Source organism: Terrihabitans aquatilis (assembly GCF_052542005.1).
Window position 1 is genome coordinate 647,750 of the sequence record NZ_JBOCUO010000002.1, and the last position, 26,747, is coordinate 674,496.

At 65.3% G+C, this 26,747-nt stretch carries 26 protein-coding genes; 13 read left to right on the forward strand and 13 right to left on the reverse strand.

Features of this window, described 5'->3' with window-relative positions; translation table 11 throughout:
* The first annotated feature begins 1 nt into the window (after position 1).
* From ACQ6S1_RS09180 to ACQ6S1_RS09195, 4 genes are all read left to right on the forward strand, one after another.
* A complete protein-coding gene (locus tag ACQ6S1_RS09180) occupies positions 2–1,063 on the forward strand; it encodes an NAD(P)H-dependent flavin oxidoreductase (RefSeq protein WP_445040874.1) in 1,062 nt (353 codons plus the stop codon).
* Between the two features lie 62 nt (positions 1,064–1,125).
* Complete coding sequence (locus tag ACQ6S1_RS09185) at positions 1,126–2,142, forward strand: bifunctional enoyl-CoA hydratase/phosphate acetyltransferase (protein WP_445040875.1); 1,017 nt, start codon at positions 1,126–1,128, stop codon at positions 2,140–2,142.
* Between the two features lie 108 nt (positions 2,143–2,250).
* Positions 2,251–3,273 (forward strand): alcohol dehydrogenase AdhP, encoded by a 1,023-nt coding sequence (gene adhP, locus ACQ6S1_RS09190; protein ID WP_445040876.1) that lies wholly within the window; start codon positions 2,251–2,253, stop codon positions 3,271–3,273.
* A 129-nt stretch (positions 3,274–3,402) separates the two neighbouring features.
* A complete protein-coding gene (locus ACQ6S1_RS09195; protein WP_445040877.1) occupies positions 3,403–4,065 on the forward strand; it encodes a DedA family protein in 663 nt (220 codons plus the stop codon).
* A gap of 8 nt (positions 4,066–4,073) precedes the next feature.
* Here the strand turns inward: ACQ6S1_RS09195 and ACQ6S1_RS09200 are convergent, their stop codons facing one another.
* Positions 4,074–5,033: an SRPBCC domain-containing protein gene (locus ACQ6S1_RS09200; RefSeq protein WP_445040878.1), complete on the reverse strand. Its 960-nt coding sequence runs from the start codon at positions 5,031–5,033 to the stop codon at positions 4,074–4,076.
* Positions 5,030–5,332: a hypothetical protein gene (locus ACQ6S1_RS09205; protein WP_445040879.1), complete on the reverse strand. Its 303-nt coding sequence runs from the start codon at positions 5,330–5,332 to the stop codon at positions 5,030–5,032. Before ACQ6S1_RS09205 ends, ACQ6S1_RS09200 begins: the two co-directional genes overlap by 4 nt.
* Before the next feature lie 137 nt (positions 5,333–5,469).
* Between ACQ6S1_RS09205 and ACQ6S1_RS09210 the strand changes: the two genes are divergently transcribed.
* Together ACQ6S1_RS09210 and ACQ6S1_RS09215 are read left to right on the forward strand one after the other, a co-directional pair.
* Complete coding sequence (locus ACQ6S1_RS09210) at positions 5,470–7,239, forward strand: chloride channel protein (RefSeq protein ID WP_445040880.1); 1,770 nt, start codon at positions 5,470–5,472, stop codon at positions 7,237–7,239.
* A 60-nt stretch (positions 7,240–7,299) separates the two neighbouring features.
* Entirely contained in the window at positions 7,300–7,473 is a 174-nt protein-coding gene (locus ACQ6S1_RS09215; protein WP_445040881.1) for a hypothetical protein, read from the forward strand.
* Here the strand turns inward: ACQ6S1_RS09215 and ACQ6S1_RS09220 are convergent.
* The 3 genes from ACQ6S1_RS09220 to ACQ6S1_RS09230 form a co-directional block, all read right to left on the reverse strand.
* The gene (locus tag ACQ6S1_RS09220; protein ID WP_445040882.1) at positions 7,454–8,323 is read right to left on the reverse strand and encodes a metallophosphoesterase family protein; all 870 of its coding nucleotides are present in this window, start codon (positions 8,321–8,323) and stop codon (positions 7,454–7,456) included. The two genes, ACQ6S1_RS09215 and ACQ6S1_RS09220, sit on opposite strands and share 20 nt — an antisense overlap.
* A complete protein-coding gene (locus ACQ6S1_RS09225; RefSeq protein WP_445040883.1) occupies positions 8,320–9,237 on the reverse strand; it encodes a diacylglycerol/lipid kinase family protein in 918 nt (305 codons plus the stop codon). The genes ACQ6S1_RS09220 and ACQ6S1_RS09225 overlap by 4 nt, the downstream gene beginning before the upstream one ends.
* Before the next feature lie 90 nt (positions 9,238–9,327).
* Positions 9,328–11,040, reverse strand: coding sequence for an HAD family hydrolase (locus ACQ6S1_RS09230; protein WP_445041256.1), 1,713 nt, complete (start codon positions 11,038–11,040; stop codon positions 9,328–9,330).
* Positions 11,041–11,250: 210 nt separating this feature from the next.
* Between ACQ6S1_RS09230 and ACQ6S1_RS09235 the strand changes: the two genes are divergently transcribed.
* The 6 genes from ACQ6S1_RS09235 to fdhD are packed head-to-tail and all read left to right on the forward strand — an operon-like array spanning position 11,251 to position 17,487.
* Positions 11,251–11,724 carry a formate dehydrogenase subunit gamma gene (locus ACQ6S1_RS09235; RefSeq protein WP_445040884.1) on the forward strand — a complete coding sequence of 158 codons (474 nt, stop codon included), beginning with the start codon at positions 11,251–11,253 and terminating at the stop codon, positions 11,722–11,724.
* The gene (locus ACQ6S1_RS09240) at positions 11,721–13,280 is read left to right on the forward strand and encodes a formate dehydrogenase beta subunit (protein ID WP_445040885.1); all 1,560 of its coding nucleotides are present in this window, start codon (positions 11,721–11,723) and stop codon (positions 13,278–13,280) included. Before ACQ6S1_RS09235 ends, ACQ6S1_RS09240 begins: the two co-directional genes overlap by 4 nt.
* A gap of 14 nt (positions 13,281–13,294) precedes the next feature.
* Entirely contained in the window at positions 13,295–16,150 is a 2,856-nt protein-coding gene (gene fdhF / locus ACQ6S1_RS09245; RefSeq protein ID WP_445040886.1) for a formate dehydrogenase subunit alpha, read from the forward strand.
* Between the two features lie 3 nt (positions 16,151–16,153).
* Complete coding sequence (locus ACQ6S1_RS09250; protein ID WP_445040887.1) at positions 16,154–16,426, forward strand: formate dehydrogenase subunit delta; 273 nt, start codon at positions 16,154–16,156, stop codon at positions 16,424–16,426.
* 10 nt (positions 16,427–16,436) lie between these two features.
* On the forward strand, positions 16,437–16,694 hold the full coding sequence (locus tag ACQ6S1_RS09255) for a hypothetical protein (RefSeq protein ID WP_445040888.1): 258 nt from the start codon (positions 16,437–16,439) through the stop codon (positions 16,692–16,694).
* Positions 16,687–17,487: a formate dehydrogenase accessory sulfurtransferase FdhD gene (fdhD, locus tag ACQ6S1_RS09260; protein ID WP_445040889.1), complete on the forward strand. Its 801-nt coding sequence runs from the start codon at positions 16,687–16,689 to the stop codon at positions 17,485–17,487. The genes ACQ6S1_RS09255 and fdhD overlap by 8 nt, the downstream gene beginning before the upstream one ends.
* Before the next feature lie 28 nt (positions 17,488–17,515).
* On the opposite strand, the gene ACQ6S1_RS09265 is transcribed toward fdhD, so the two are convergent.
* The 5 genes from ACQ6S1_RS09265 to ACQ6S1_RS09285 all read right to left on the reverse strand — a co-directional run bounded on the left by ACQ6S1_RS09265 (position 17,516) and on the right by ACQ6S1_RS09285 (position 23,009).
* Positions 17,516–18,262, reverse strand: a complete 747-nt coding sequence (locus ACQ6S1_RS09265) for a proteasome-type protease (RefSeq protein WP_445040890.1) — start codon at positions 18,260–18,262, stop codon at positions 17,516–17,518.
* A gap of 38 nt (positions 18,263–18,300) precedes the next feature.
* Positions 18,301–19,119: a transglutaminase family protein gene (locus ACQ6S1_RS09270; RefSeq protein WP_445040891.1), complete on the reverse strand. Its 819-nt coding sequence runs from the start codon at positions 19,117–19,119 to the stop codon at positions 18,301–18,303.
* A gap of 3 nt (positions 19,120–19,122) precedes the next feature.
* A complete protein-coding gene (locus ACQ6S1_RS09275; protein ID WP_445040892.1) occupies positions 19,123–20,067 on the reverse strand; it encodes an alpha-E domain-containing protein in 945 nt (314 codons plus the stop codon).
* Between the two features lie 22 nt (positions 20,068–20,089).
* Positions 20,090–21,511, reverse strand: a complete 1,422-nt coding sequence (locus ACQ6S1_RS09280) for a circularly permuted type 2 ATP-grasp protein (RefSeq protein WP_445040893.1) — start codon at positions 21,509–21,511, stop codon at positions 20,090–20,092.
* Between the two features lie 208 nt (positions 21,512–21,719).
* Positions 21,720–23,009, reverse strand: coding sequence for a hemolysin family protein (locus ACQ6S1_RS09285; protein ID WP_445040894.1), 1,290 nt, complete (start codon positions 23,007–23,009; stop codon positions 21,720–21,722).
* A gap of 201 nt (positions 23,010–23,210) precedes the next feature.
* On the opposite strand from ACQ6S1_RS09285, the gene hisE reads away from it, so the two are divergent.
* Positions 23,211–23,531 carry a phosphoribosyl-ATP diphosphatase gene (hisE, locus tag ACQ6S1_RS09290; RefSeq protein ID WP_445040895.1) on the forward strand — a complete coding sequence of 107 codons (321 nt, stop codon included), beginning with the start codon at positions 23,211–23,213 and terminating at the stop codon, positions 23,529–23,531.
* Here hisE and ACQ6S1_RS09295 read toward each other — a convergent pair.
* The 3 genes from ACQ6S1_RS09295 to ACQ6S1_RS09305 all read right to left on the reverse strand — a co-directional run bounded on the left by ACQ6S1_RS09295 (position 23,528) and on the right by ACQ6S1_RS09305 (position 26,690).
* The gene (locus ACQ6S1_RS09295) at positions 23,528–23,911 is read right to left on the reverse strand and encodes a DUF4112 domain-containing protein (protein ID WP_445040896.1); all 384 of its coding nucleotides are present in this window, start codon (positions 23,909–23,911) and stop codon (positions 23,528–23,530) included. The genes hisE and ACQ6S1_RS09295 overlap by 4 nt on opposite strands.
* A 98-nt stretch (positions 23,912–24,009) precedes the next feature.
* A complete protein-coding gene (gene hmuQ, locus ACQ6S1_RS09300; RefSeq protein WP_445040897.1) occupies positions 24,010–24,348 on the reverse strand; it encodes a heme-degrading protein HmuQ in 339 nt (112 codons plus the stop codon).
* A gap of 71 nt (positions 24,349–24,419) precedes the next feature.
* Complete coding sequence (locus ACQ6S1_RS09305; protein WP_445040898.1) at positions 24,420–26,690, reverse strand: TonB-dependent hemoglobin/transferrin/lactoferrin family receptor; 2,271 nt, start codon at positions 26,688–26,690, stop codon at positions 24,420–24,422.
* Between the last annotated feature and the right edge of the window lie 57 nt (positions 26,691–26,747).

The following is a 26,747-nucleotide window of genomic DNA, read 5'->3' on the forward strand; positions in this document are numbered from 1 at the left end:
CATGCTCGATCGTTTGGGACTGAAGCTGCCGGTCATCCAGGCGCCGATGGCCGGGGTGTCGACGCCGGCGCTGGCAGCCGCGGTGTCGAACGCCGGCGGGCTCGGCTCAATCGGTGTGGGTGCGACGGACGCCGAAGGCGCGCGGGCCATGATCGAGGAGCTCCGCTCCCGCACCGATCGCCCCTTCAACGTCAATGTCTTCGCTCATGCCGCCGCCAGGCCCGATCCGGCGCGGGAGGCTGCCTGGCTGAAATTTCTCGGCCCCCGCTTCGCCGAGTTCGGCGCCGAGCCTCCGCAGGCGCTGCGCACGATCTACACAAGCTTCGCCGACGATCCCGATATGCTCGCGGTGCTGCTCGACACGAAGCCGGCGGTCGTCAGCTTCCATTTCGGCCTGCCCCCGGCCGAGGCAATCCACGCACTGAAAGCGGCGGGCTCGCTTCTGTTCGCCACCGCCACCAATCCCGACGAGGCGCGCCGGATCGAAGAGGCCGGCCTCGATGCCGTCGTCGCCCAGGGCATCGAGGCCGGCGGCCATCGCGGAATGTTCGATCCGTCCGAGCCGGACGATGCGCTGAGCACCTTCGCGGTCACCCAAATACTCGTACGGAAGGGGCGGCTGCCCGTCATCGCGGCGGGGGCGATCATGGACGGCGCAGGCATCGCGGCAATGCTCGGCCTCGGCGCTGTCGCCGCCCAGCTCGGCACGGCCTTCATCGCCTGCCCGGAATCCGCGGCCGACGACGCCTATCGCATCGCGCTGGCAGGCCCCGGCGCCGCCCACACCCGGCTGACGCATCTCATCTCCGGCCGGCCGGCCCGCGCGCTCGCCAACCACTTCACCGCGCTCGGCCAATTCGCGCATCCCGCCGTGCCAGACTATCCCATCGCCTACGATGCCGGAAAAGCGCTGCACGGCGCGGCCAAGGCGCGCGGCGAACATGGCTTTGGTGCGCACTGGGCAGGCCAGGGCGCACCTTTGGTCCGCCCGATGCCGGCGGCCGATCTTGTGGCCACATTGGCGCGAGAAATCGAGACCGCCCGCTCTGCATGGGTGACATGATCGGCGGCTCCCCGGGCCAGTATCGGCTTCTTCCCGTCAAGTCCGCGCGCTAGGCTGTCGCCATGATCACGTCTTCCAAAACCGACAGCGGCCTGGCGGGAGGCCACGCTGCCGGCATCGCCCGTCCCCGACGCAATGCCGGCGATGGCTATCGCCGCCTCATCGAGGCCACGGCGGGTGGCGAGCCGGTGCCAACCGCGATCGCCCATCCTTGCAGCCCCGCGGCCCTCAGCGCTGCGTTCGAGGCGGCCGAAGCCGGCCTCATCGCACCCATCCTCGTCGGGCCGCCGGCGCGTCTGACAACGCTGGCGGAAGAGCTGGGCCATGCCCCGGACGCGCTGCGCATCGTGCCCGCCCCCCACAGCCATGCCTCGGCCGAGGAGGCGGTGGCCCTCGTTCGCTCCGGCGAGGCCGGGCTGCTGATGAAGGGCTCGCTCCACACCGACGAGCTGATGTCGGCGGTCGTCTCCTCCAAAGCGGGCCTGCGCACCGAGCGCCGCATCAGCCACGCATACGTCATGGACGTTCCGGGCTATTCCGGTCCGCTCATCATCACCGACGCCGCCATCAACATCGAACCGACCTTGATGGAGAAGGCCGACATCGTGCGCAACGCCATCGATCTGGCGCACGTCATCGGCATCGAACATCCGCGTGTCGCCATCCTGTCGGCGGTCGAGACCGTCACGCCGGCCATGCGCTCCACCATCGAGGCCGCGGCCCTGTGCAAGATGGCCGATCGCGGCCAGATCACGGGTGGCGTGCTCGACGGGCCGCTGGCCTTCGACAACGCCATCAACGAGGAGGCGGCGCGCGAGAAGGGCATCGTCTCGCTCGTCGCGGGCCGCGCGCAGATCCTCGTCGTGCCCAATCTGGAGGCCGGCAACATGCTGGCCAAGCAGCTCACCTTCCTGTCGGGCGCGGACGCGGCAGGCGTCGTGCTGGGCGCCCGCACCCCCATCATCCTGACGAGCCGCGCCGACAGCCAGCGCACCCGCATGGCATCGTGCGCCATCGCCGTCCTGCTGTCGCGCGCCGCGCCGAAGGCCGCGCCGGGCGTGGCTGAGCCGGGCGCATAAAGCGTCGGAAAGTATCGCCGCTTCCGGGCGCGGATTTGAGGAAGATCAAGGACCGGGTTGGGCAAGGGGCGGATAAGCAAACACCCGAGAGAAAAAGGAGACAGTCAGATGGCGTTGATGAAGGCAGCGATTGCCCGTGAGTTCGGCCGTCCTCTCACGATCGAGGAGCTTCCGATCCCCGAGCCCGGCCCCGGTGAGGTTCTCGTCAAGATCGAGGCCACGGGCGTCTGCCACACCGATCTCCACGCCATCGACGGCGACTGGCCGGTCAAGCCCATCATGCCCCTCATCCCCGGCCACGAGGGCGTCGGCCATGTGGTGAAACTGGGCGCCGGCGTCACCGGCCTCCGGGAAGGCGACGCGGTCGGCATTCCGTGGCTGCACGATGCCTGCGGCCATTGCGAATATTGCCAGACGGGGTGGGAAACCCTCTGCGAGAAGCAGAACAACAGCGGCTACAGCGTCAACGGCACCTATGCCGAATACGCCATTGCCAGCGCCCCCTATGTCGGCTTCCTGCCGCCCAATCCGGATTTCCCCACGCTCGCGCCCATCCTGTGCGCCGGCGTCACCACCTATAAGGGCCTCAAGGAAACCGAGGCCCGGCCGGGCGAATGGGTCGTCATTTCCGGCATCGGCGGGCTGGGCCATGTCGCGGTGCAATACGCCAAGGCCATGGGCCTGCATGTCGCGGCGCTCGACGTATCGCAGGACAAGCTCGATCTCGCCCGCAAGCTCGGCGCCGACCTCGTCGTCAATTGCGCCACCGAGGATGCGCCCGCTGCCGTGCTCGCGGCCACCGGCGGCGGCGCCCACGGCGTTCTGGTCACGGCGGTCTCGCCGGCCGCCTTCGGTCAGGCCATCGCCTGCGTCCGCCGGCGCGGCACGGTCGCGCTGGTCGGCCTCCCGCCGGGCGATTTTCCCACTCCGATCTTCGACGTCGTGTTGAAGCGCATCACCGTGCGCGGCTCCATCGTCGGCACCCGCAAGGACCTCGCCGAGGCTCTGGCCTTCGCGGCCGAGGGCAAGGTGACGACCAACGTGTCGGTCGAGCCGCTCACCGCCGTCAACGAGGTGTTCGATCGCCTGCGCGCCGGCAAGGTCGAGGGGCGCATCGTTCTTCAGCCATGATGTGGTTTTAAACCCTGCGGGAACGAAATCCGGTCTAGACTGGTCGCGACGCCGGGCAAGGCGTCGCGGTCTTTATGGACCGGCATCGATGGTGCGGCCCTTCGGCCGCACCGTGAAGGGAATTCCCGGGTGGAAGAGCTCATCGCACGCGCAACCGCGTTCATCACGGAACACGGCGTCTGGGCCGGGCCCATTGTCGGCCTCCTGGCGTTCGGTGAATCGCTCGCCTTCGTCGGCCTCCTCATCCCGGCCACGGCCCTGATGATCGCGGTCGGGGGGCTCATCGGCACGGGCGTGCTCGACCCCGCACCGGTCATGGCCTGCGCCGTCCTCGGCGCGGTGCTGGGCGATTGGGTGTCCTACAGCGTGGGGCGCAACATCGGCCCCTCCGTCTACCGCCGCTGGCCGCTCAACCGTCACCGCTCCATGGTGGCCCGCGCCCGGCTGTTCTTCCGCCGCTACGGCTTCGTCTCCATCTTTCTCGGCCGTTTTCTCGGCCCCATCCGCGCCACCATTCCGCTCGTCGCCGGCGTGATGGAGATGGACCAGCGCCGTTTCCAGATCGCCAATATCAGCTCGGCCGTTCTGTGGGTGCCGGCCATGTTCGCCCCCGGCTATCTCGCCGCTCGCAGCCTCGGCTCGGCGGAGGATATCAGCGAAGGGCACCTGCTGGGCATCAGCCTCGTGGTGGTCGTGCTCAGCCTCGGGGCCGTCGCCATCGGTTCGCGGATCATGGGCGCGCAGAAGGGTCGCGTGCGCGGCAAGCGCATCGCCGCCGCCGAGCCGGAATAAGCTAAGACTTAATCGCGCTGGTGCAGCCGGTCGACGAGCTTGGCCAATATTCGCACCCATCCAGCTTCGGCCTGGTCGAGGAATTTCGCCCAGACCGGCTTCATCTGATGCACGAGCACGAGATCGCAGCCCTCGCCGCGCGGGCTGATGTCGATGCTGACGCGATCGCGCTCCGGCGACACGCGCGGAATGCCGAACTCGAACACGAGCCGGTTCGGCCGGTCGATCTCGAGAAATCGTCCGCGGTGCTCGATGTCCTCTCCCCGCCGGCGTTCCGTGAACACGAAAACGCCGCTCGGGCGCGGGTCGAGTTCGGTCCTCACCATCTGCCCGGCGCCATCGCCGAACATCCACAGCGCGGCGTGTGACGGATCGAGCCAGGCGTCGAAGATCCGTTCGGGCGCGCAGGCGAAATGCCGAACGAGACGCACCGAAAGCGGCGGCTCGCCGATCCGGTCCTCATGCTCCAGAAGCGCCGTCGCGAAATCCGCCCAGAACGGCCGCGGCATCCGCTCGTCCAGCACGTCGCCCAGCCGGTTGAAATGGGCATACCAGCCGGCCGCCGCGCGGATCATCTCGCCCATCCCGCCGAGGCGCCTGTGGGTCAGCACGATCCGGCAGCTATCCTCGCCCATTTCCGTCACGTCGAACAACACCTCGCCATCCTCGCCCCATGTGAAGGCGAGGAGATGGGGCGGTTTCAGCCGCGTCACACGACCATGGCGATGCTCGTCGTCGTCGCGATTGAGGCCCGGCTCGTCGCCGATCATCGGCGTGTCGAGGTGAAACTTCAGGTCAACCGCCCCGCCGGGCCGCAGATCGAGCGTGCTGCCCGCCAGCCAAAGACTGCGCGCCTCGGGTTCGGCCAGATGGCTCCACACGGTTTCGCACGACGCGGCGAAGCGGCGTTCCAGCCGGATCGTTCCGGGCTCGGGGCTCGTGGCGTAATCGCCCACGGGCGCCGTCACCGTCGTGCGGGAATGCGAACCGGGATCGGACGCGCAAGGCCGGCCGGCATGCGCCGGCCGCGCGGCGGCGTGTCCGAACCGGTGCCGAGCGTCATCACGGCGAATCCCATCTGCACGCTGCCGAAGGTCAGCCCCGTGGCGAAGGTCAGGATGGCGGCCGCCAGAAGTCCGGACGAGGAATGCCCGATCAGGGTGCCGAGGCCGGCCACGTCGAACCACAACATCGCGCCGACAAACACCACTGCCACGGAAAATCCGCCGAGGGCATGCAAGAGCAGAAAGCGGTTCAGCACGGTCATGGCCCGTCTCCACCGGCGCCCACATCCGACGCCTTCACGCTAAAGTAGCATGTCCATTGTCATCTTCAATGCGGAGCTCACCGGAGCCCCGCCCTTTGTCGTGGTGTCCCGCCACGCCCCTGTGTATTGCCACACCCATGCGCGCCCACCGCCTCTTTCCGATGTTCTCACGCCGGGCTCATCTGTGGGCCGGCCTGCGCGCGCTGGTCCGCCGCCGCGAACTGGCGCTCGTCGTGCTGGCCGTGCTCATCGGCGTCGCGGGCGGGGCCGTGGTCACGCTCATCAGCCAGACCGCCTACGCCATCCAGACATGGCTCTACCAGCTCCCCGCCGGAGATCGGCTGAGCGGCACCGCCCGCCTCGCCAGTCCCTACATGGCGCTTGTCCCGGCGTTCGGCGGCATCGTGCTGGGCCTTGTCATCATCGTTTCCCGCCGCGCACGGCCGAAACGGGCCGTCGATCCCATCGAGGCCAATGCGCTGCACGGCGGCCGCATGTCGCTCACCGACAGCTTCATCGTCGCCGTGCAGACCATTATCTCCAATGGCTGCGGCTCCTCGGTCGGGCTTGAAGCCGCCTACACCCAGGTCAATTCCGCGCTGGGCTCGCGGCTCGGCCGGCAGTTCCGCCTGCGCCGCAGCGACATGCGCATTCTGGTCGGAGCGGGCGCGGCAGCCGGCATCGCCGCGGCCTTTGACGCGCCCCTCACCGGCGCCTTCTACGCCTTCGAGCTCATCATCGGCACCTATTCCATCGCCGGCGCCGCCCCGGTCATGGCCGCCGCTCTGGCCGCCTCCCTCACGGTGCGCACGCTGGGCTACGGCATCGCCCCGCTCCATCTGATGCTCGAAGCGCCGACCCATCTCGGCGAATACGCCCTGTTCGCCGCACTCGGCCTCGTCTGCGGCCTGTGCGGCATCGCCATCATGCGCGGCGTCACGGCGGTCGAGGCCCTGTTCGACGCCACCCGCATCCCCGCGCCTCTTCGCCCGATGCTGGGCGGCCTCGCTCTCGGCGGCCTCGCCCTCGTCACGCCGCAGATCCTGTCGAGCGGCCACGAGGCGCTGCATTACGAACTGGTGCCCAACCTCGAGATCGGCGCGCTGGCGCTCCTCTTCGTCATGAAGGCGTTTGCTTCCGCCATTTCGCTCGGCGCGGGTTTTCGCGGCGGCCTGTTCTTCGCCTCCCTGTTCCTCGGCGGCGTGTTCGGCAAGCTCGCGGCCGGCATCCTCATCTGGACGCTGCCTGCCATCGCCGTCGATCCCATGACGGCCGCCCTCATCGGCATGGCGGCGCTCGGCGTCGCCATCGTCGGCGGCCCGCTGACGATGACGTTCCTCGTCCTCGAAATGACGGGCGATTTCGTCATCACCGGCGCGGTGCTCACCTCCGCCATCATCTCCGGCCTGACGGTGCGCGAACTGTTCGGCTATTCCTTCTCCACCTGGCGGCTGCATCTGCGCGGCGAGACCATCCGCAGCGCCCACGATGTCGGCTGGCTGCGCTCCCTCACCGTCGAACGGCTGATGCGGCGCGACGTCCCCATGGTGCGGCACGACGCGCCCCTCGACGAGGTCCGCGCCAGTTTTCCGCTCGGCACCACGCAGCACCTCATCGCCATCGATGGCAGCGGCAAATATGCCGGCATGCTCTATCTGCCCGATGCGTTCTCGTCGGACCGCTCCGGCAAGACCCGCGTGTCCGAGCTCCTGCGCCACGCCTCCGACGTCCTCACGCCGGCGATGATGGTGAAGGAAGCCATCGCCGTGTTCGACCGCACCGAGGCGGAAACCCTCACCGTGGTCGATACCGGCCTCACGCCCATCGGCCTTCTCAACGAAAGCCATGCGGTGCGCCGCTACGCCGACGAACTCGACCGGGCCCGCAGCGACACCTTCGCCGATTGATCGCGCGGAACCGCGCCCGCTCGCGCCCCGTTCCCTCTGGGACACGCAGAGGAGGCCGCCATGTCCATTCCCGGAAACGAACCCGGCACGACCCCCACGCCCGAACCACAGCCGATCCCGCCGCCAATGCCCGAGCCCACACCCCCGGCACCGGTCGAGGAGCCGCCGCCCGAGCAATTGCCGGATGAGCTGCCCAATCCGAACCCGGACGAGATCAGCCCGCCGATCCAGTGATCTCCACCTTGGCCGTGGTTCCCGCCGTTTCGGTGGGGACCACTTCTTTCACCTCGTCGGGCTGCGGGGCCAGCAGGTTCGCAGACGTGTAGCCCGTCTCCCAGCCGTGCTCGTTCCAGACGCGGGTGTCCATCGACACCCGTCCCGCCGAGACCGTGAAGCGGTTGTAGGCGTTGGCCTCGTCGCGCAGCCGGGTCGAAGTCGCGGTCCCGGCCTGCACCACCACCACCGAGCCTGCGCCGCCGGCGGTCGCCACGCGGGCATAGGCGCGGTGCAGATGCCCGGCCAGGATAAGCTTTACATCGTGGCGCGCAAACAGGGCAAGCGCCTTGTCCACCCGGCCGACAAGCTTGGTGTCGGGCGCCTTGTCCGGCGGCAGGAAGGGATGATGGGCCACGACGATGCGCACCACGTCCTTCGGCAGCGCGGCGAGACGGTTTTCCAGCGCCTCCAGCTGGTTCTTCGTCACGCGGCCATGCGCCCAGTTCCAGTGCCAGCCGAAACGCCGCGCCGTGTTGACGCCCAGCAGCGCCACCTCGTCATTGCACCAGACCGGCTCCTTCACCTCGGAATAATAGGTCCGCCACCTCTTGTAGGGGTCGGTGAAGCGTTCCCACAGATTGGTCGGCGGGATGTCGTGGTTGCCGGGAATGGCGAAGACGGGCACGCCCAGGCTGTCGAGAAAGTCCTTGGCGTCCTTGAATTCCTGCACCGCCGCCACCTGCGTCAGGTCGCCCGAGCACACCACCATGTCCGGCGGGTCGGCCCGGATCTCCGCGCGCAGGGCGTCGACCACTTCGGGGTCGGTGCGGCCGAAATGCAGGTCCGAAATGTGCACCAGGCGGGTCATGTCGTCTCCGTGGGTTCGGCGGTTTCGGGCGGCGGGGCCATCACCCGCAAGGCGCGGGGGCGGATGCGAAAGCGCAGCGGCGGCGTCATCAGGCTCACCTCGCCGTCCAGCATGATGCGCAGCAAAGGTCGCGGGCTCATGACGACCATGCTGCGCAGCTTATGGCTCTCCAGCCCCTCCTGGTTCTGCCAGGTCCCGGTCGCGAGCCCCGCCCCCAGCCTCAGCAATTTCCAGAAGGTCAGGCCGTGCGGGATGTAGAGCACGAGTTCCCCGGCATCGAGCTGCGAGCGTTTCAGCACCCGGCCGAACCCGGCATCGTAGGCGTTGCACGACACGGCGATGGCCCGCGCCCGCACGCGCCGCATGCGGCCGTCGATCCTCAGGCCCAGCGACAGCGGCGGATAGCGCGTCAGCCCCACCGCGAATGCCCGCACCAGCCGCAGCCAGCTCAGCACGTTCATGCTGCCGCGCCCGCGCTCGCGCAATTGGGCGATGTTGGCGGGCAGGCCGATCATGGATTTGCAGAGAAACACCTGCCCGTTCAGCGTCCCGACATCGATGTGCCGGCTCTCGCCACGCGCGATCACGTCGATCGCGCCGGCAATATCGAGCGGCAGGCCGAGATCCTTCGCCAGCAGGTTCATCGTGCCCAGAGGCAGGATGCCGAGCGGAATATCCGTGCCCATCAACTTCTGGGCGGCGCAACCGATCGACCCGTCGCCCCCGCCCACGATCACCATATCGGGCCTGTCGTCGATCGCGCGGCAGATGCGCTCGCCGATTGGCTCGTCCGCCGTACCGACCAGAGCGGCATCCACGCCCCGCTCCCGCAGGGCGGCGATGATTTCATCCGGGCTGGACGCACGGCCGACATCCGCGCCGGCCTTGGCGTTCAGAACGACGGCTGCTCGCATAAGGACGTGATCCCAGGGCCTTCGGCCGGACCGACCCCGCGCCGCTGTCCGCAAACGGCTTGCGGCGGGGCCGGGTTCCGGCGCCTACCGCTAGCGGCCGTCCTTCGCCTGTGCCGGGGCGGTGTAGCGCCGCTCCACGATCTCGCGGATCTGGCGGCGCGTCTCCTGCGCGTCGTCGCCATGCACCCCTTCGGCCTCTTCCGCCAAATCGTCGTCCTTGATGCCGTCCCGGAACCAGTTTGCATAATCGCCCTGCTTGAGGTGGTGCAGCCAGGTCGCGTCGTCCACGCCGTCTGCGATCTGCAGGAAGATCATCAGATTGTGAACGCGCAGGTTCAGTTTCCCGTCAGGTCCGCGGAAGAAGAAGCTGCTCTCCTCGCCAAGCTCGCCCTCGGCATATTTGCGGGTGTGGCGCTGGTGCGCCTGCTTCGGCTTGTCCACCTCGATGCGGCGCGGCGGGTCGTCGTTCGTGCGGTCCCAATAGAGCACCTGTTCGCGGTCGCCGCCCTCGGGCAGCGGCGGAACCGGAATGTTCACGATCTGGCAGAAGCTGGCGATCACGTCGCCCGCCTTGGGGCCGACGCCGATGATGGTGTTGACGCCCGACAGCACCTTCGCGCTCATCATGTCCGGATGCACGGTCACATAGATCGCCGCCGAGAGGTTCTGCGGGAACGAGGCCGTCGGCATCTCGGATTCCGAGGGCAGCATGTGGTGCGCCTCGTCGATGATCATCCAGTGCGGCCGCGCCGTTTGCGCCCGCAACTCGCAGATCTGCAGCAGCAGGCTGATGAAGAAATTCGGGCGGTCCTCCAGCCGCAGGCCGAGCATGTTCACCGCCAGCGCCTTCTCGGTCGGCTTGCGCAGCACGTCGATGACCTCGCTCGCCACCGGCGGATGCCGCGCGTCGCCCAACACCACCGCACCTTCCAGATGGTCGTAATCGCCCTCCGGATCGAGCACGCAGGTCTGGAACCCCTGCGCCGACAGCTTTTCGACGATTGCGGTCGCAAGGGTCGATTTGCCGATGCCCGACGAGCCCGCGATCAGCACGCCGCCATGGTTGGGCCGCAGGATCGCGGTCGCATCGGGATCGAGCGTGATGCGGCGGCGCGGCTCGGCCCGGTCCATGAAATGGTTTTCATCCTCGATGAGGAGATCGATCGCCTCCACCACGCCGGCGCCCCGCTCGCCCTTCATCACGGCGTCCGAGGTCTCCTTCACCGAATCCAGTGCGTTGGCCACCGCCACGCCGCACCCGCTCGCCAGCATGAAGGCATGGTCGTTTTCGGCATCGCCGATCGCCAGCACGTTGAGCGGAGACAGGTCGAGCGTGTCGAGCGCGGCCAGAAGCCCGCTCGCTTTGTTGATTCCGGGCGGCAGCACCATCACCGCGCCCTTGTTAAAGATGATCTGCCAGTCGAGCCCGAGGTCGCGGATGCATTCCAGCACGGCCGTCTCGTTGGGCTCCCAGGTCGCGATGATGCCCTGCCCCACAGACAAGGGCTCGACGCCGCGCCCGCGCAGCGCGTCGACGAGCGCCGGTGGCGGGCAGGCCGCGACGAGCCGCTCCTCCTTGGTCTCCGGAAAATAAAGAAGCGATCCGTTCTCCGCGACGATCACATCGAAGACATCGAGGCGCTCGAACACCCGTTTCAGGTCCGGAAGCTCTCGGCCCGTCACCATCAGAAGCCGCCGTCCGCTTGCCTTCAACCGCTCCAGCGCCGCGATCGTGCTGTCGTCGACCACACCATGTTCAGCCAGCGTGCCGTCGTAATCGGTGGCAAAGGCAAGGAGATACATTCGGGTCACCTCGTCGTCATCGGCACATGTGCGCATCATCGGCACTTACCGGCACACAACCGGCACATTGATCGGCAGTTCCGATGAAAAACGTCGCATCCAGTTTAGAACGATAGCGATTTCAAATCGCTCAACGAGAATCCCGCGTTGATCTTTGAGCGAATAAGCCCCATTTCTGGAGACGTTCCAGAGATGCAACACAGGTAGATCATGTCCCATTTCGAGCCGTGGAACCGCGAACGGGCCGCGGACATCATCGAGGAGTTCAAGGACGTCGAAGGTGCGACGATGCCTGTGCTCCATGAGATCCAGCACGCATTCGGGTTCATTCCCGAGGCCGTGATCCCGATGATCGCGGACGCGTTCAACCTGTCGCGCGCCGAAGTCTACGGTACCGTGACTTTCTATCACGAGTTCCGCCGCGAGCTGCCGGGCCGCCACGTGGTCAAGATCTGCCGCGCCGAGGCCTGCCAGGCCGCGGGCGCGGACCGTTTGGCCGAGAGGGCCGAATCCCGCCTGGGCGTCAAGCTGGGCGAGACCACGGCCGACCGCCGCGTCACGCTGGAGCCCATCTATTGCCTCGGCCTGTGCGCAACAGCCCCCTCCGCCATGCTGGATGACCGCATGATCGGCCGGCTCGACGAGCACAAGCTCGACGCCATCCTGACGGAGGCCCAGTCGTGACCATCCGCATCTACGTCCCCATCGATGTCGCCGCGCTCGCCTGCGGCGCCGAGGAAGTCCTCACCGCCATCCGCCAGGAAGCGGCCAACCGCAACCTTCCGGTCGAGATCATCCGCAACGGCTCGCGCGGCATGCTGTGGCTTGAGCCGCTCGTTGAGGTTGAGACCGCGCAGGGCCGCATCGGCTTCGGCCCGGTCACCCCGGGCGACGTGCCGGCCCTGTTCGACGCCGGCTTCCACGAAGGCAAGGCCGGTCATTCGCTCTGCATCGGCGTCGTCGACCAGCATTCCTATCTGACGCGCCAGCAGCGCCTCACCTTCGCCCGTTGCGGCATAATCGATCCCCGCTCGCTCGACGCCTACAAGGCGCTCGGCGGCTATAAGGGCTTCGAGCGCGCCCTCACGCTCGGCCCGGCGGCCATCGTGGAAGAGGTGTTCGAATCCGGCCTGCGCGGTCGCGGCGGCGCGGGCTTCCCCACCGGCATCAAATGGCGCACCGTCGCGGGCGCCCAGGCCGACCGCAAGTTCATCGTCTGCAACGCGGACGAAGGCGATAGCGGCACCTTCTCCGACCGCATGATCATGGAAGGCGACCCCTTCGTCCTCATCGAGGGCATGACGATCGCCGGCATCGCGGTCGGCGCCACCAAGGGCTACGTCTACACCCGCTCCGAATACCCCCACGCCATCCGGGCCCTGAACGACGCGATCGTGATCGCCCGCCAGGCCGGCCTGCTGGGCACGAACATCGGCGGTTCGCCCTACCATTTCGACATGGAAGTCCGCATGGGCGCCGGCGCCTATGTCTGCGGCGAGGAGACCTCTCTGCTCGAAAGCATCGAGGGCAAGCGCGGCCTCGTTCGTGCAAAGCCTCCGCTGCCGGCCTTTGTCGGCCTGTTCGGCAAGCCCACCGTCATCAACAACGTGATGTCCCTGGCCTCCGTCCCGGTGATCCTTGCGGAAGGCGCCAGGTTCTACAAGGACTTCGGCATGGGCCGTTCCCGTGGAACGATGCCGATCCAGCTCGCCGGCAACATCAAATACGGCGGGCTCGTCGAGGTGGCCTTCGGCATTTCGCTGGGCGAACTGATCAACGATTTCGGTGGCGGCACCTATTCCGGCCTTCCCGTGCGCACGGCGCAGGTGGGCGGCCCCCTGGGGGCCTATCTTCCGGTCCATCAGTTTGACACGCCGTTCGATTACGAAGCCTTCGCCGCGAAGGACGCGCTCATCGGTCATGGCGGCATCGTGGTGTTCGACGAAAACGTCGACATGCTGAAAATGGCCCGGTTCGCCATGGAATTCTGTTCCGTGGAAAGCTGCGGCAAGTGCACGCCCTGCCGCATCGGATCGACACGGGGCGTCGAAACTCTGGACAAGATCCGTCTTGGCCAGGAGCGGGAAAAGAATCTCGCTGTTATCGAAGACCTCTGCGAGACGATGAAACTCGGCTCGCTCTGTGCGCTCGGCGGATTCACCCCATATCCCGTGGTGAGCGCAATGCGTCATTTCCCTGAGGATTTCGCGCCGGAGCCTCAGCTCCAGGCCGCTGAATAAGAGGAGGCCGTCTCATGTCTCTCGTTGAAGAAATCGACTACGGCACCAAGAAGTCCCGTTCGGAAAACATGGTCACGCTGTTCATCGACGGCGTTGAGGTGAGCGTGCCGGAAGGCACCTCCATCATGCGCGCCGCGATGGAGATGGGGACCGAGATCCCGAAGCTTTGCGCCACCGACATGCTCGAGGCGTTCGGCTCCTGCCGACTCTGCCTTGTCGAGATCGAAGGCCGCAACGGCACTCCGGCCTCGTGCACCACGCCGGTTGCGCCTGGCATCAAGGTGTCCACCCAGACGGATCGGCTCGCACGCCTCCGCAAGGGCGTGATGGAGCTGTACATCTCCGATCACCCGCTCGACTGTCTGACCTGCTCCGCCAACGGCGATTGCGAGCTGCAGGACATGGCCGGCGCCGTCGGTCTGCGTGAAGTTCGCTACGGCATGGAGGGCAAGAACCATTTCGCGCCCACATCCGAGCTCGTCATGCCGAAGGACGAGTCGAACCCCTATTTCACTTACGAGCCGTCGAAGTGCATCGTCTGTAACCGCTGCGTTCGCGCTTGCGAGGAAGTCCAGGGCACTTTCGCCCTGACGATTTCCGGCCGCGGTTTTGCGAGCCGCGTGTCGCCGGGCATGTCCGAGCCGTTCCTGACCTCGGAATGCGTCTCCTGCGGCGCCTGCGTGCAGGCCTGTCCGACGGCCACTCTCAACGAGAAGTCGGTCATCGAGATCGGCACGCCCGAGCACTCGGTGGTCACGACCTGCGCCTATTGCGGCGTGGGCTGCTCCTTCAAGGCCGAGATGCGCGGCTCCACTCTGGTGCGCATGGTGCCGTGGAAGGATGGCAAGGCGAATGAGGGCCATTCCTGCGTGAAGGGCCGGTTCGCTTACGGCTATTCCACCCATAAGGATCGCAAGCTGAAGCCGATGATCCGCGCCAAGATCACGGACCCGTGGCGTGAGGTTTCCTGGGAGGAAGCGTTGAACCACGCGGCCTCCGAATTCCACCGTATCCAGAACAAATACGGCCGCGATTCGGTCGGCGGCATTACCTCGTCGCGCTGCACGAACGAGGAAACCTATCTCGTTCAGAAGCTGATCCGTGCAGCCTTCGGCAACAACAACGTCGATACCTGCGCACGCGTCTGCCATTCGCCGACGGGCTATGGCCTGAACGTCACGCTCGGCACCTCAGCCGGCACGCAGGAATTCGCCTCCGTCGCGCATTCCGACGTCATTCTGGTCATCGGCGCCAACCCGACCGACGCCCATCCGGTGTTCGGTTCGCGCATGAAGGCCCGTATTCGCGAGGGCGCGCGCCTCATCGTGGCGGACCCGCGCGCCATCGACCTCGTGAAATCGCCCCATGTGATGGCCGATTATCACCTGCAGCTGAAGCCCGGCTCCAACGTGGCGTTCATCAACGCCATGGCTCACGTCGTGGTGACGGAAGGCCTCGTGAACGAGCAATATGTTCGCGAGCGCTGCGATCTGGCGGAATTCGAGAGCTGGGCGCGGTTCATCGCCGATGAGCGCCATTCGCCCGAGAACGTCGCAAGCATCACAGGCGTGCCGGCCGAGCAGGTTCGCGCTGCCGCCCGCCTCTACGCCACCGGCGGCAATGCGTCGATCTATTACGGCCTCGGCGTCACCGAGCACAGCCAGGGTTCGACGATGGTCATGGGCATGGCCAACCTCGCCATGTCCACCGGCAACATCGGCCGCGAAGGCGTGGGCATCAATCCGCTGCGCGGTCAGAACAACGTGCAGGGTTCGTGCGACATGGGCTCGTTCCCGCACGAATTGCCGGGGTATCGCCACGTCGAAGACGACGCCACGCGCGAGATGTTCGAGGGCCTCTGGGGCCGTCCGCTCTCCGCGGAGCCGGGCCTGCGCATCCCGAACATGCTCGACGAGGCCATTGGCGGCCGCTTCAAGGGCATCTACATCCAGGGCGAGGACATCGTTCAGTCCGACCCGGATGCCCAGCACGTTGCAGCCGGTCTGGAAGCCATGGAATGCGTGGTCATCCAGGATCTGTTCATCAACGAGACGGCCAAATACGCGCACGTCTTCCTGCCGGGCGCATCCTTCCTCGAGAAGGACGGCACCTTCACCAACGCCGAACGCCGCATCAACCGCGTCCGTAAGGTCATGCCGCCTCTCGCCGGTTATGCCGATTGGGAAGTCACGGTGATGCTCGCCAAGGCTCTTGGCTATGAGATGGACTATTCTCACCCCGGCGAGATCATGGACGAGATCGCGGCGCTGACGCCGACGTTCGCCGGCGTCTCCTATGAGAAGCTGGAAAAGGTCGGTTCGCTGCAATGGCCGTGCAACGACGAAGCGCCGCTCGGCACTCCGCTGATGCACGTCTCCCGCTTCGTTCGCGGCAAGGGCCGGTTCATGCTCACCGAGTTCGTGCCTACGGACGAGCGCACCACGGCGCGCTTCCCGCTGGTTCTGACCACGGGCCGCATCCTTGCGCACTACAATGTGGGCGCGCAGACCCGCCGTACGGACAACACCGCCTGGCATCCCGAGGATGTGCTGGAAATCCATCCGTTCGATGCCGAAAATCGTGGCCTGCGGGATGGCGATCTCGTTGCCATCCAGAGCCGCGTGGGTGAGGTTTCTCTCCGTGCCAAGATCTCCGAGCGCATGCAGCCCGGCGTCGTCTACACGACCTTCCACCATCCGGTGACGGGCGCCAACGTGATCACGACCGAGTTCTCGGACTGGGCCACGAACTGCCCGGAATACAAGGTCACGGCAGTGCAGATCCGCAAGACGAACGGTCCGTCGTACTGGCAGGAGAAGTTCATGGAAGAGGACATCTCCCTGACCCGTATTCTGGACGCGGCGGAGTAAGAAATGGCCGGCGACAACACCAAGACTCTGGTTCGCATGGCGAACCAGATCGCCGCCTTCTTCGCTCCCTATCCGGAAGAAGAAGGGGTGGCGGGCGTCCATCTGCATCTGCACAAATTCTGGTCGCCCGTCATGCGTCGCGATCTCGCGGCGCACATCGAGCACGGAGGCGAGGGCCTTTCGCCCATCGTCCTTCAGGCGTTCCAGCGTCTGACGGACGACCGGCTCGCGCCCACCCAGCGCGAATTCGGTGAGATGACGAGCGACGCAGGCTGACGCCACGATCATGAGCGACGCGTTTCAGGACTGGGAAAAAGACGATCAGGGACGGTTGAAGGTGTGGCCTCTGGCAGCCTTCACCACCGCTCTGTTCGCCAATGAACGGGGCGGCCTTCGTCTGGAGATTGCAGCTCCCGTCAAGGAGGGTGACAAGGTCCCGGCGCTCCAGCTCGCATTGGAGCGGGATCAGCTGCGCAATCTGGCCGAAGCCCTGATCGAAGTTGCGGAACGGCTCGACGCGGAGAAGCCGGCGGGCCATGCCTGACCCGGCCGAACACGTCGAATCCCTTGCCTGGCGTAATGAAGCGCTCTCGACCATCGAGCGCGCTATTCCTTCCGAAGTCCCCATCGCAATCACTTATGGCGGATCCACGCAGGCCGTGATGATGGCCACGCCGGGCGATCTCGAAGACTTCGCCGTGGGCTTCGGCATCACCGAAGGCCTGATCTCGGGGATTGACGACATCGCCTCCCTCGAAGTCGTGGAAGAAGACCAGGGCATCGAGCTCCGTATGTGGCTGGCGCCCGAGCTCGCGGACACATATTCACGGCGTCGGCGCCTCCTTGCCGGGCCCACCGGGTGCGGATTGTGCGGCATCGAAAGCCTCGAGGAGGCGGTGAAGCCGACCCGTCGAGTGCCGCATCAGACGTCCTTTACCACGACTCAGATCGTGGAGGCGGCGCAAAGCCTCTCGCCCGCTCAGATCCTGAACCAGCAGACGCGCGCCATGCACGCGGCCGGCTTCTGGTCTCCCGAGCAAGGGCTGTTGGCGGTCCGCGAGGATGTGGGCCGGCACAACGCTCTTGATAAGCTCGTGGGCTGCATGATCCGGGAAAAGCGCGAGGCGGCTCACGGCATCGTCGTGCTGACAAGCCGGGTGTCGGTGGAAATGGTGCAGAAGACGGCCGTCCTCGGAGCATCGGCCATCGTCGCCGTCTCGGCCCCCACCAGCCTCGCCCTCCGAACGGCGGACGCTGCGGGCATAACCCTCATAGCCATCGCCCGTGGCTCCGAATTCGAGGTCTTCACCGGCAAGCAGCACATAACGGCCGGATAACACCGATACGCGCCAGTGGCCGTCCGAGTCAGAGGTTCTCGGAATAAGGCGGATAGGGGATCGATTGGTGCGCCGCGCGCAACGCGCTCGACCAGCGTTCGCGCAGATCCCGGAAATAATCGTCATGATCGGTGATCCGGCATGACACGGCGGCACGCAATTGATCGCGGCGCATCACCACGATATCTACCGGCAGGCCCACGCTCAGATTGGATTGCAGCGTCGAATCCATCGAGATCAGCCCGATCTTCAGCGCGTCACGTATATCGACGTCGTGAGAGATCGCGCGGTCCAGGATCGGCTTGCCGTATTTGGGCTCCCCGATCTGCATGAACGGCGTGTCCACTGTGGCTTCGATGGCGTTCCCCTCGGAATAGATGTGGAACAGCCGCATCGGGCCATGCCCGATCTGCCCGCCGAGCAGGACCTTCATGTCGAAATGAAGCCCGTGCTCCTCCAGCGCTTCACCATCCAGCGCGTACACCTTCCGGATCGCGCGCCCGATCAGATGCGCCGCCCCGAACATGGACGTCACGTTGAGCAGCGTCTCCACCTGCCCCGTCTCCGGGTTAGCCAGGCCCTCGTGCAGCAACGACAACACCGACTGGCTGACCGAAAGGTTGCCGCTGGTCGCCAGGCCGATGGCCCGCTCTCCCGGCACCTCGAAAACGTGCAGCTTTCGAAAGGTGGCGATGTTGTCGATGCCGGCATTGGTGCGGGTATCGGCGATCATCACCACACCGTCGTCGACCAGAATCCCGACGCAATAGGTCATGGCGTCCTCCCTCACCGCGGATTGTCGTGCCTTGTCTATCAGGAGCGGCGGCGGCGCGCGCTTTCGATTTTCAGCGTCACGCTCATGCTTTCCGTCGACAGGCCTTGGTAGGAGCCTTTGATCGGCGCGCAATCGAGGTAATCGAGGCCCACCGCCATCCGCACGTAAGATTCCGTGGCGCTGATGCCGTTGGTTGGGTCGAACGACACCCAGCCCAGTTCCGGAACATAGGCCTCCACCCAGGCATGGGAGGCTTCCTGCTCCTCCTCGCCCGGCTTGTAGAGATAGCCCGACACATAGCGCGCAGGGATCTGCAGGCTGCGCGCCCCCGCCAGGAACACATGCGCAAAGTCCTGGCAGACACCATGGCCGGCCGTGAAGGCTTCATCGGCGGTCGTCAGCACGTCCGTCGCATGCACATCGAAACGCAGATGGTCGTATAGCGCGGCGGTCAGGGCATGAAGACGCGCCAGGTTCTCCACTTCGCCGGAAACGGCCGTTTCAGCGAAGTCGCGAATGGACGATGTCGTTTCCGTCAGCCTGGTCTGGCGCAGGAACAGGCCCGGCGGAAACCGCTCCGCCGCCCCCCGCACGATCCCGGCCTGGTCCTCGGTGTCCACCACCCCGGTGGCGCGCAGACATATCTCCTCCAGCGGACCTCCGACCGACAGCACATGCGTGATGTTGCCGTAGCAATCCTCGCGCCGCGCCAGGCTCGCGTCTCCCTCGGTGCGGACATCCCAGTCCGCCACGAACTGTCCTTCATGGTCGCGGGGGGTGAGACGCAGGACCTGGATCGCCGAGCGTGCCGCCGGCGCGTAGCGATAGGTCGTGTCGTGAGTGATGCGGATGCGCATGGGTCAGTTGAGGTATTGGTCGGCGATGGTCTGGCCGATTCGCTGGTTGTCGACGAGAAAGTCCTGCAGGAATTCATGCAGGCCGCTTTGAAAGATCTCCTCGATCTGCCCCTGCTCGAGCCGCGCGTGGATCTTGCGCGCCAGCCTCTGTGAGGGCCCCGCCCGGCCATAGGCCATCGAGATATCGTCGAGATGCCGGGTGATGGCCGAATAGCAGGCGGCAAGTGAACGCGGCATCTCGGCACGGAGAATGAGGAAGTCCGCCACCAACCAGGGCTTCAGGTTCTGGTGATAGACCCATTGATAACTGACGAGCGCAGAGACCGAGCGCAGGATGGCCGCCCATTGATAATAATCGATCCCGCCGCCCACGCTCGCGCCGCGCGGCAGCAGCACGTGATATTTCACATCCAGCACGCGCGCGGTGTTGTCGGCGCGCTCGATATAGACGCCCAAGCGGGAGAACCAGTGCGCATCGTCGCGCAGCATGGTCCGCATGGCGGAACCGTCGAAACGAAGGGATGCCTCCTTCACCCAGTTCAGGAAGTGCGGCAGTGTCTCGAGCTGGAAATCCTTGCGCTTGAACTTGCGCATGTCGAGCCAGGCGCCATTGATCGCCTCCCACATTTCGGAGGTCATGGAGCCACGCACCGAGCGTGCGTTGTGCCGGGCGGTCTCCAGGCAGCGTCTTATGCTTGAGGGGTTTTCATCCGAAACGGCCAGGAATTCGATGACGCGCTCAGGCGTCACCTCACCATAGATTTCCTTGAAATGATCGAAAGCGCTCGCCGTCAGCAGCGCCGATTCCCATTCATTGCTGTGTCCGGCGCCATAAGACACGGGCATGGAGGCCAGACGCTGGGCGACATCGAGGATGCGCGCCGTGTTTTCGGCCCGCTCGACATAGCGGGCGAGCCAGTAAAGGCTGTCGGCGTCGCGGCTCAGCACGGTTCAGTCCTGCGGCAAGAGATCATTCGCTGAGAACCCATGTGTCCTTGGTGCCGCCGCCCTGGCTGGAATTGACGACCAGGGAGCCCTGCTTGAGAGCGACGCGTGTGAGGCCGCCCGGCACGATCCGCACGCCATCGCGCCCTGAAAGCACGAAGGGCCTCAGATCCACGTGGCGCGGCGCCAGATCACCATCGGTGAAGACGGGGCAGGTCGACAGCGAGAGGGTCGGCTGGGCGATGTAATTGGCGGGATGGGCAAGGATGCGCTGGCGGAAATCCTCGCGCTGCTCGGCACTGGCGTGCGGCCCCACCAGCATGCCGTATCCACCGGAGCCGTGAACTTCCTTCACCACGATCTCATCGAGGTGATCGAGCACATAGGAGAGCCCCTCCTTCTCCCGACATCTCCAGGTCGGGACGTTCTTGAGGAGCGCGTCCTCGCCGAGATAGAAGCGGATGATCTCGGGCACATAGGAATAGATCGCCTTGTCATCCGCCACGCCGGTCCCCGGCGCGTTGCAGATGGCCACGTTCCCGGCACGATAGGCGCCGATCAGCCCCGGCGCGCCCAATCCGGAGTCCGGCCGGAACGATAAAGGATCGAGGAAATCGTCGTCGATTCGGCTGTAGATCACGTCGACGCGCTGCGGCCCCTGTGTGGTGCGCATGTAGACGGTCTCGTCGCGGACCAGGAGGTCGCGGCCTTCCACAAGTGTGATCCCGAGGCGGTCCGCCAGGAAGGAATGCTCGTAATAGGCGCTGTTCAGAGAGCCGGGCGTCAGCAGCACCACATTGGGATCCGGCGGCGCACTCTCCGGCGCCACCGATTTCAGCGTTGCCAGCAATTCGTTGGGATAATTGTCGATAGGCAGAATGCGCTGCTGGGTGATCAGGTCGGGGAAGAGGCGCATCATGATCTCGCGCCCCTCCAGCATGTAGGACACGCCGGAAGGGGTGCGCAGATTGTCTTCCAGAACGTAGAAATCCTGGTCGTCGGTGCGCACCACATCCACGCCGGCGACCTGGACGTAAAGATCGCCTGGCACCTGCAGCCCGTTCATCTGCGGCCGGTAATACGGGTTCTGGAAGACGAGTTCTTCGGGCACCACGCCCGCCCGCAGGATCTCGCGCGCGCCGTAGATATCCTTGAGGAACAGGTTGAGGGCCCGCACCCGCTGCTCCAGCCCGCGCGCCAGCAGATTCCATTCGCTGCCGGCGATGATGCGGGGAATGATATCGAACGGGATGAGCCGTTCCTCGCCCTCGTCCTGGCCATAGACCGCGAAGGTGATGCCGACGCGGCGGAACAGGAGTTCGGCCTCTTCCCGCCGGCCTTCCAGCAGCGGAGCCGGCACATTCTTCAGCCAGTCCTTGAGAATGCGATACGGGTCGCGGCAGGCTCCATCCCGGCCGGACATTTCATCAAAGATCCGCTCGCTCATCGCACCCTCCGCGAGGAACAAATGCTCCGGGGCGCCGGGCGTTTCACAGAGATTGGGAAAAGAAGCGGGACCTGAACAATCAGCATTCTGCCAGCTTATGCGGCGCACGTTTACGCACAAGCCCATTCGCACAGCACAACCTAGCCGTTTGCTAGGCATGTGGCGGAATTTTATGCGCCATTCCGGAAAAAGCGGGGGTGCGCCGGCCTCAGTTCAGGGCCGGCGTGAAAAGCAGTTTGTCGATGCGGCGGCCGTCCATATCCACGACTTCCACCGTCCATGCGCCGATCTTCAGCCGCTCACCGGTTTCGGGAATCCGGCCGAGCACATCGAGCACGAGACCCGCGGCGGTATGGAAATCGTCATCCTCGTCGCGGGTGATGCCGAAGGTGGTGGCAAGGCTGTCGATCGACGCCGCGCCCTCCACAAGATACGAGCCGTCCCCGCGCGGAAAGATTTCCGGCACATCGCTGGCCATGCGCGTGCCGAGATCGCCCGCAATGGCCTCCAGCACGTCGGTTGGCGTGACGAGGCCTTCAAGGGAACCGAACTCGTCGACGACCAGCGCGATGTGCGCCGGCTGCGTCTTGAACATGTTCAGCATGGTCAGGACGGAAATGCCTTCGGGAACGTACAGCGGCTGGACCATGCAGCCCGGAATGTCGAGTGTTTCGCCCTTCAGCATCTGCGCCAGGAGGTCCTTCTTGCGCACCACGCCGATCGGCTCATCGATATTGCCACCCTTGGCGACGACCACGCGCGAGGCGGTGCCGCTGACGAGCTCCTTGCGGATCTCCTCCTCCGAATCGTCCATGTCGATCCACACGATGTCCGGGCGCGGCACCATGATGGCCCGGATCGGACGGTCGGCCAGGCGCAGCACGCCTTCCAGCATGGTCCGCTCCACGGGATCGATGACGCCGGACGCCGTGCCCTCGGCGATCACGGTGCGCACTTCTTCTTCCGTCACCTGTTCCTTGTCGGTTTCCTTGATGCCCAGCAGGGCCAGCACCGCGCTGCCGGATACGCTCAGCAGCGAAACGATGGGCTTGGCCACCTTCGACAGCAGCAGCAACGGCCCCGCCACCTGCATGGCGATCCGTTCGGGCGCCGACAGCGCCATGCGCTTGGGCACGAGCTCGCCAAGGATCAGCGAGAGGTAGGTGATGATGAGAACGACGATGCCGACCGAGAGCGGGTGCGCGTAAGCCGCAAGCATCGGAAACTGCACGAGCCAGCCCGCCAGCCTTTCGGCGATGGTCGCGCCGCCGAAAGCACCCGTCAGGATGCCGATAAGGGTGATGCCGATCTGCACCGCCGACAGGAAGCGGCCGGGATCTTCGGCCAGTTCGAGGGCGCGCGCTGCTTTCTGGTTTCCGTCTTTGGCGAGGTTCTGAAGCCTGGATTGCCGCGCCGATACCACGGCCAATTCAGACATTGCGAAGAAGCCATTGAGAATGATCAACGCGACGATGGTCACGATTTCAAAGACGGGCATCGGGTCCTTAGCGAGTGACGGTGCTGATCGCGAATGGCGCGCACCGTCAAACCATTATCAAATCCGCCGCAACTCGGCGAGAGATTTGGCGAGACCCGTGGCTTCTACATCTCTGTTCTCGGGATAGTGGCGGCCTCCTCTTTTTCTTACCCCGCCGGTGCTCTATTAACCTCCTGAGACAACTCTCTGGCGGGATCCGGAATGAGCAATGCGATCGACCGCCTCTATGCGGATATTCTGGCTTGTCGAGGAAAGGATCCGGGCCGTTCGCGCACGGCCAAGCTGATCCAGGACGGCATACCCAAAATGGCCAAGAAAGTGGCCGAGGAAGCGGTGGAGGTGTCGCTCGACGCCGTTGCCGGCAATCGCCACGACGTCATCCTCGAAAGTGTCGACCTGATCTACAATCTCGGCGTGCTCTGGGCTGAGCTCGACATCCGCCCGGCGGATGTCTGGGCCGAGATGGAGCGGCGCGAGCGCCTTTACGGCATGTGCGAGAAGCTGCCCAAATCGGACAGCTAATCCACGCTCTTTTCGAGGTGGTCGCGCACAATCCTCATATTGCGATTGTTGGCGCGCCAGAACACGTCGAATACGTCGCCGAAAAGCGGCACCGAGCCGAACACCAGATCGACCAGAACATTGCCGCCCATGCGCAGCAATTTATGCTTGGGCACGCCCATCTGGTACGCCTCATAGACGATATAGGCCGCCACGCCCTGTGCGATGAGGTCTCCCACCCCCGGCGCGAGGCCGATAACCGAATCCGCACCGAAGCGAATGCGCGTTCCGGGAATGGCGAAGGCGCTGTCCATGAGGCGCGCCAGCCGGTCGAGCCGCGCCAGCCGCGCGGCGCGCGGGCTCTCAAAACGATAGGCGAAATCGTTCGTTCCTGCGCTCATGGACATCTCCCGGGGGCGTGCGATCCGTGCCCCCGAAAGAAATGGTGCGGTCTGCGGGGTTTTACATCTCTGCAGAAACGGCCGATCGAAATGTTTCTTTACTCTGCGGGCACCTGCTCGGCCGAGATGTGCTGGAACACTTCGAAGCCCTCGAACTGCGGATGGCCGAGATAGGTCGGCGCACGGCCGCTGGTGTTCGTGCGGGCATGCGAGGCACGGAACGCGTCGGAGCGCGTCCAGTTCTCGAAGTCGGCCTTGCTCTGCCACACGGTGTGGGACGCGTAGAGGATGTGATCCTCGTTCTCCGGCCCCCGCAGCATGTGGAACTCGACGAAACCCGGCAGTTCGTTGAGATGGCTCTCACGCTCCAGCCAGATCTGCTCGAAATCCTTCCCGGATTCCTTGGCCACCTTGAAGCGGTTCATGGCGATGAACATGGGTTTGGTCCTTTCACGAAAAGACCGGATGGCATCGCTGCCACCCGGCTGGAAGATGTGTGTAACAGGTCTCAGAACTGATACGTGGCGCTGACCTTAAAGTTACGGCCCGGTTCGGAGTAATATCCTTTGTTCAAAGCCGTGATGTCGAGCGTCTTGTAATAGGTCTTGTCGAGGATGTTGAACACACCCGCCCGCAGCGTCAGCCCTTCCACGAAGTGCGGCTGCCACCAGGCGGTGAGGTCGAGCAGCGCGTAGCCGGGCGTTGCTGAGGTCTGGTTCGAGACATCGGAGCCTGCCACGGGAACGGCCGTGACCGGTCCGCCCGGCCGTGTCGGTGGCAGGAAATTACCCTCGAAATCGCGGGAGGCGGCCGCCGTCATGATGAGGTCGCTGCCCCAATGGCTGGCCTGATAGCCGACCGCCACCTGCACCCTCGCAGCGGGGATCGTGTTCAGGCCGATCCCCGTATCCAGGTCCTCGCCGACATAGACGCCGAGATTACCCCAGGTCCGGAAGCCGGATTCATGACGGTAATGCGCGGCGATCTCGGTGCCGTAGATCTCGACATTGTTGAGGTTGACCGTCTGCGTCACGCCCTGCGGATAAGCACCCGGCATGCCATATTCCGCATCGGTCATGCCCACGGTGGTGATGAAGTTCTCGTAGCGATTGTAGAATGCGCCGACGCTGCCGCCGAAATCGGAATCGCCGAGCTTCACGCCCACGTCGAACCCATTGCTGGTTTCGGGCTTCAGATCCTCGTTGCCGACGCGCAGATAGGTGCCGGAACCGCCATAGGTCAGATAGAGCTCGTTCGCCGTCGGCGCCCGGAAAGCCTGTGCCCATTGCGCATAGACCGTGACGTCCGTCTCGACATCGTATTCGATGCGAAGCTTGCCGGAGAACGCGGAATCGCTGGAATTCGGCGGCAGGCTGCCGTCATAGGTCGGGTTTTCGTCCAGCCCGGCCGTTTCCTGCGGCCGCTCCTCGTACCAGTCGAAGCGAACACCCGGCGTTACGCGCAGCCGCCCACCCATGAGGCCGATTTCATCCTCGATGAAGGCGCCGAACGTCGTCCCTTCAACCTCGGGCATGTCGGCCTGGTTCGTGTGCAGGAAGCTGCACGCGGCAAACGGCGGATAGGGTGGCGGCAGGCAATTGTCCTGGCCCGACGAAAACGAGGACGCCTTGCTGGCGAACAATTCGCCGCCGAATCCGATGCGATGTTCCGTGCCGCCGATGTCCACGATGGACAGCGCGCTGCCGGTCGTACCGATCCGTTCTTCCTCGCGTTCCGTCAGCCGGCGGTAATCGCCGAACGGGCGGCTGGCGCCCTCGCGGAACCCGTTGAACTCCGTATCGAGCTGCTGGCGCTGCCAGTACACGATGGCGCTGGCCTGATCGATCACGCCGCCACCGTCGTAGCGATAATCCGCCGATATGCGTTGGCGCTTGATCGCCTCGTCGGTCGTTACCGAGCCCGGCCGGTAGGTCGGCAAGGTTGTCCCGAGCCGGTTATCGATGTTCTCGTCGCGGTTGAACAGCTCGCCCGTGAAGCCGAAGCGATGACCGCCATCAGCGTAATGGTGGAGCTTCACGAGCAGGTTTTCCTGGTCGTAGTCGGAGGGATTGGCTGCCGTGCGCGTTGCGCCATAGACATCCAGCTCGCCCTTGTTGTCGAGCTCGTGGCCGTTTCGATAGCCGCCCTGCACCAGCATGAAGGTCTCGCCGACACGAAGCGCCGCGGCCTGATCGACGCGCCAGCTATCGTCCGCGCTGTCGAACCCGCTGCGGGTGATGGCGCCCCAGTTCCGGCCGGGCTTGATGAGGTCTTCCGGATCGAGCGTGCGCAGTGCCACCGCACCGCCCAGTGCGCCGGTGCCGAACACCGTCGAGTCCGATCCCTTGGCGATGTCGACGGAGGACAGGCTGTCGAATTCGAAACTGTTGACGCCACCGGTCAGGCCGCGCGCGCCATCCTCGATCCACGGCACGCGAATGCCGTCGATGGTGGTCAACACGCGGCTCCGGTCCAGCCCGCGCACGTTGAAGCTGCGCGACGTGCGATCATAGGACACGCCCGGCGCCAGCCGGTCGATGTCGCGGATGTCGGTGACCTGACGATCGTCGATTTCCGCCCGTTCCACGCGCGTCGTCAGAACCGTCTCGCGCTCTGTGGGCACATCGGATGCCATTCCGTCGCCGTCACCGCGGGCTCCGTCCACGGTGATGGTTTCGAGCTGGATACCCGGCTCCTGGTCCGCGTTCTGCGCCTGAGCGGATGTTGCGATGGCGAGCGCCATCAGCGCCACGCTTGCGTAAAGTGAAGTCCTGTACATGCCCCGCCCCTGAATCCATGAGGAAACAGGCTTTGCTGGCTGGGTCGGACCTGTCCG

Coding starts and splice junctions, on each gene's coding strand:
- ACQ6S1_RS09255 (WP_445040888.1), top strand. CDS start 16,437: ATGAGCGACGCGTTTCAGGACTGGGAAAAAGACGATCAGGGACGGTTG.
- fdhF (WP_445040886.1), top strand. CDS start 13,295: ATGTCTCTCGTTGAAGAAATCGACTACGGCACCAAGAAGTCCCGTTCG.
- ACQ6S1_RS09235 (WP_445040884.1), top strand. CDS start 11,251: ATGTCCCATTTCGAGCCGTGGAACCGCGAACGGGCCGCGGACATCATC.
- ACQ6S1_RS09220 (WP_445040882.1), bottom strand. CDS start 8,323: ATGACCCGCCTGGTGCACATTTCGGACCTGCATTTCGGCCGCACCGAC.
- ACQ6S1_RS09185 (WP_445040875.1), top strand. CDS start 1,126: ATGATCACGTCTTCCAAAACCGACAGCGGCCTGGCGGGAGGCCACGCT.
- ACQ6S1_RS09285 (WP_445040894.1), bottom strand. CDS start 23,009: ATGCCCGTCTTTGAAATCGTGACCATCGTCGCGTTGATCATTCTCAAT.
- hmuQ (WP_445040897.1), bottom strand. CDS start 24,348: ATGTTCATCGCCATGAACCGCTTCAAGGTGGCCAAGGAATCCGGGAAG.
- ACQ6S1_RS09215 (WP_445040881.1), top strand. CDS start 7,300: ATGTCCATTCCCGGAAACGAACCCGGCACGACCCCCACGCCCGAACCA.
- fdhD (WP_445040889.1), top strand. CDS start 16,687: ATGCCTGACCCGGCCGAACACGTCGAATCCCTTGCCTGGCGTAATGAA.
- ACQ6S1_RS09280 (WP_445040893.1), bottom strand. CDS start 21,511: ATGAGCGAGCGGATCTTTGATGAAATGTCCGGCCGGGATGGAGCCTGC.
- ACQ6S1_RS09180 (WP_445040874.1), top strand. CDS start 2: ATGCTCGATCGTTTGGGACTGAAGCTGCCGGTCATCCAGGCGCCGATG.
- ACQ6S1_RS09295 (WP_445040896.1), bottom strand. CDS start 23,911: ATGAGCGCAGGAACGAACGATTTCGCCTATCGTTTTGAGAGCCCGCGC.
- ACQ6S1_RS09270 (WP_445040891.1), bottom strand. CDS start 19,119: ATGCGCATCCGCATCACTCACGACACGACCTATCGCTACGCGCCGGCG.
- ACQ6S1_RS09265 (WP_445040890.1), bottom strand. CDS start 18,262: ATGACCTATTGCGTCGGGATTCTGGTCGACGACGGTGTGGTGATGATC.
- ACQ6S1_RS09210 (WP_445040880.1), top strand. CDS start 5,470: ATGCGCGCCCACCGCCTCTTTCCGATGTTCTCACGCCGGGCTCATCTG.
- ACQ6S1_RS09250 (WP_445040887.1), top strand. CDS start 16,154: ATGGCCGGCGACAACACCAAGACTCTGGTTCGCATGGCGAACCAGATC.
- adhP (WP_445040876.1), top strand. CDS start 2,251: ATGGCGTTGATGAAGGCAGCGATTGCCCGTGAGTTCGGCCGTCCTCTC.
- hisE (WP_445040895.1), top strand. CDS start 23,211: ATGAGCAATGCGATCGACCGCCTCTATGCGGATATTCTGGCTTGTCGA.
- ACQ6S1_RS09305 (WP_445040898.1), bottom strand. CDS start 26,690: ATGTACAGGACTTCACTTTACGCAAGCGTGGCGCTGATGGCGCTCGCC.
- ACQ6S1_RS09225 (WP_445040883.1), bottom strand. CDS start 9,237: ATGCGAGCAGCCGTCGTTCTGAACGCCAAGGCCGGCGCGGATGTCGGC.
- ACQ6S1_RS09205 (WP_445040879.1), bottom strand. CDS start 5,332: ATGACCGTGCTGAACCGCTTTCTGCTCTTGCATGCCCTCGGCGGATTT.
- ACQ6S1_RS09230 (WP_445041256.1), bottom strand. CDS start 11,040: ATGTATCTCCTTGCCTTTGCCACCGATTACGACGGCACGCTGGCTGAA.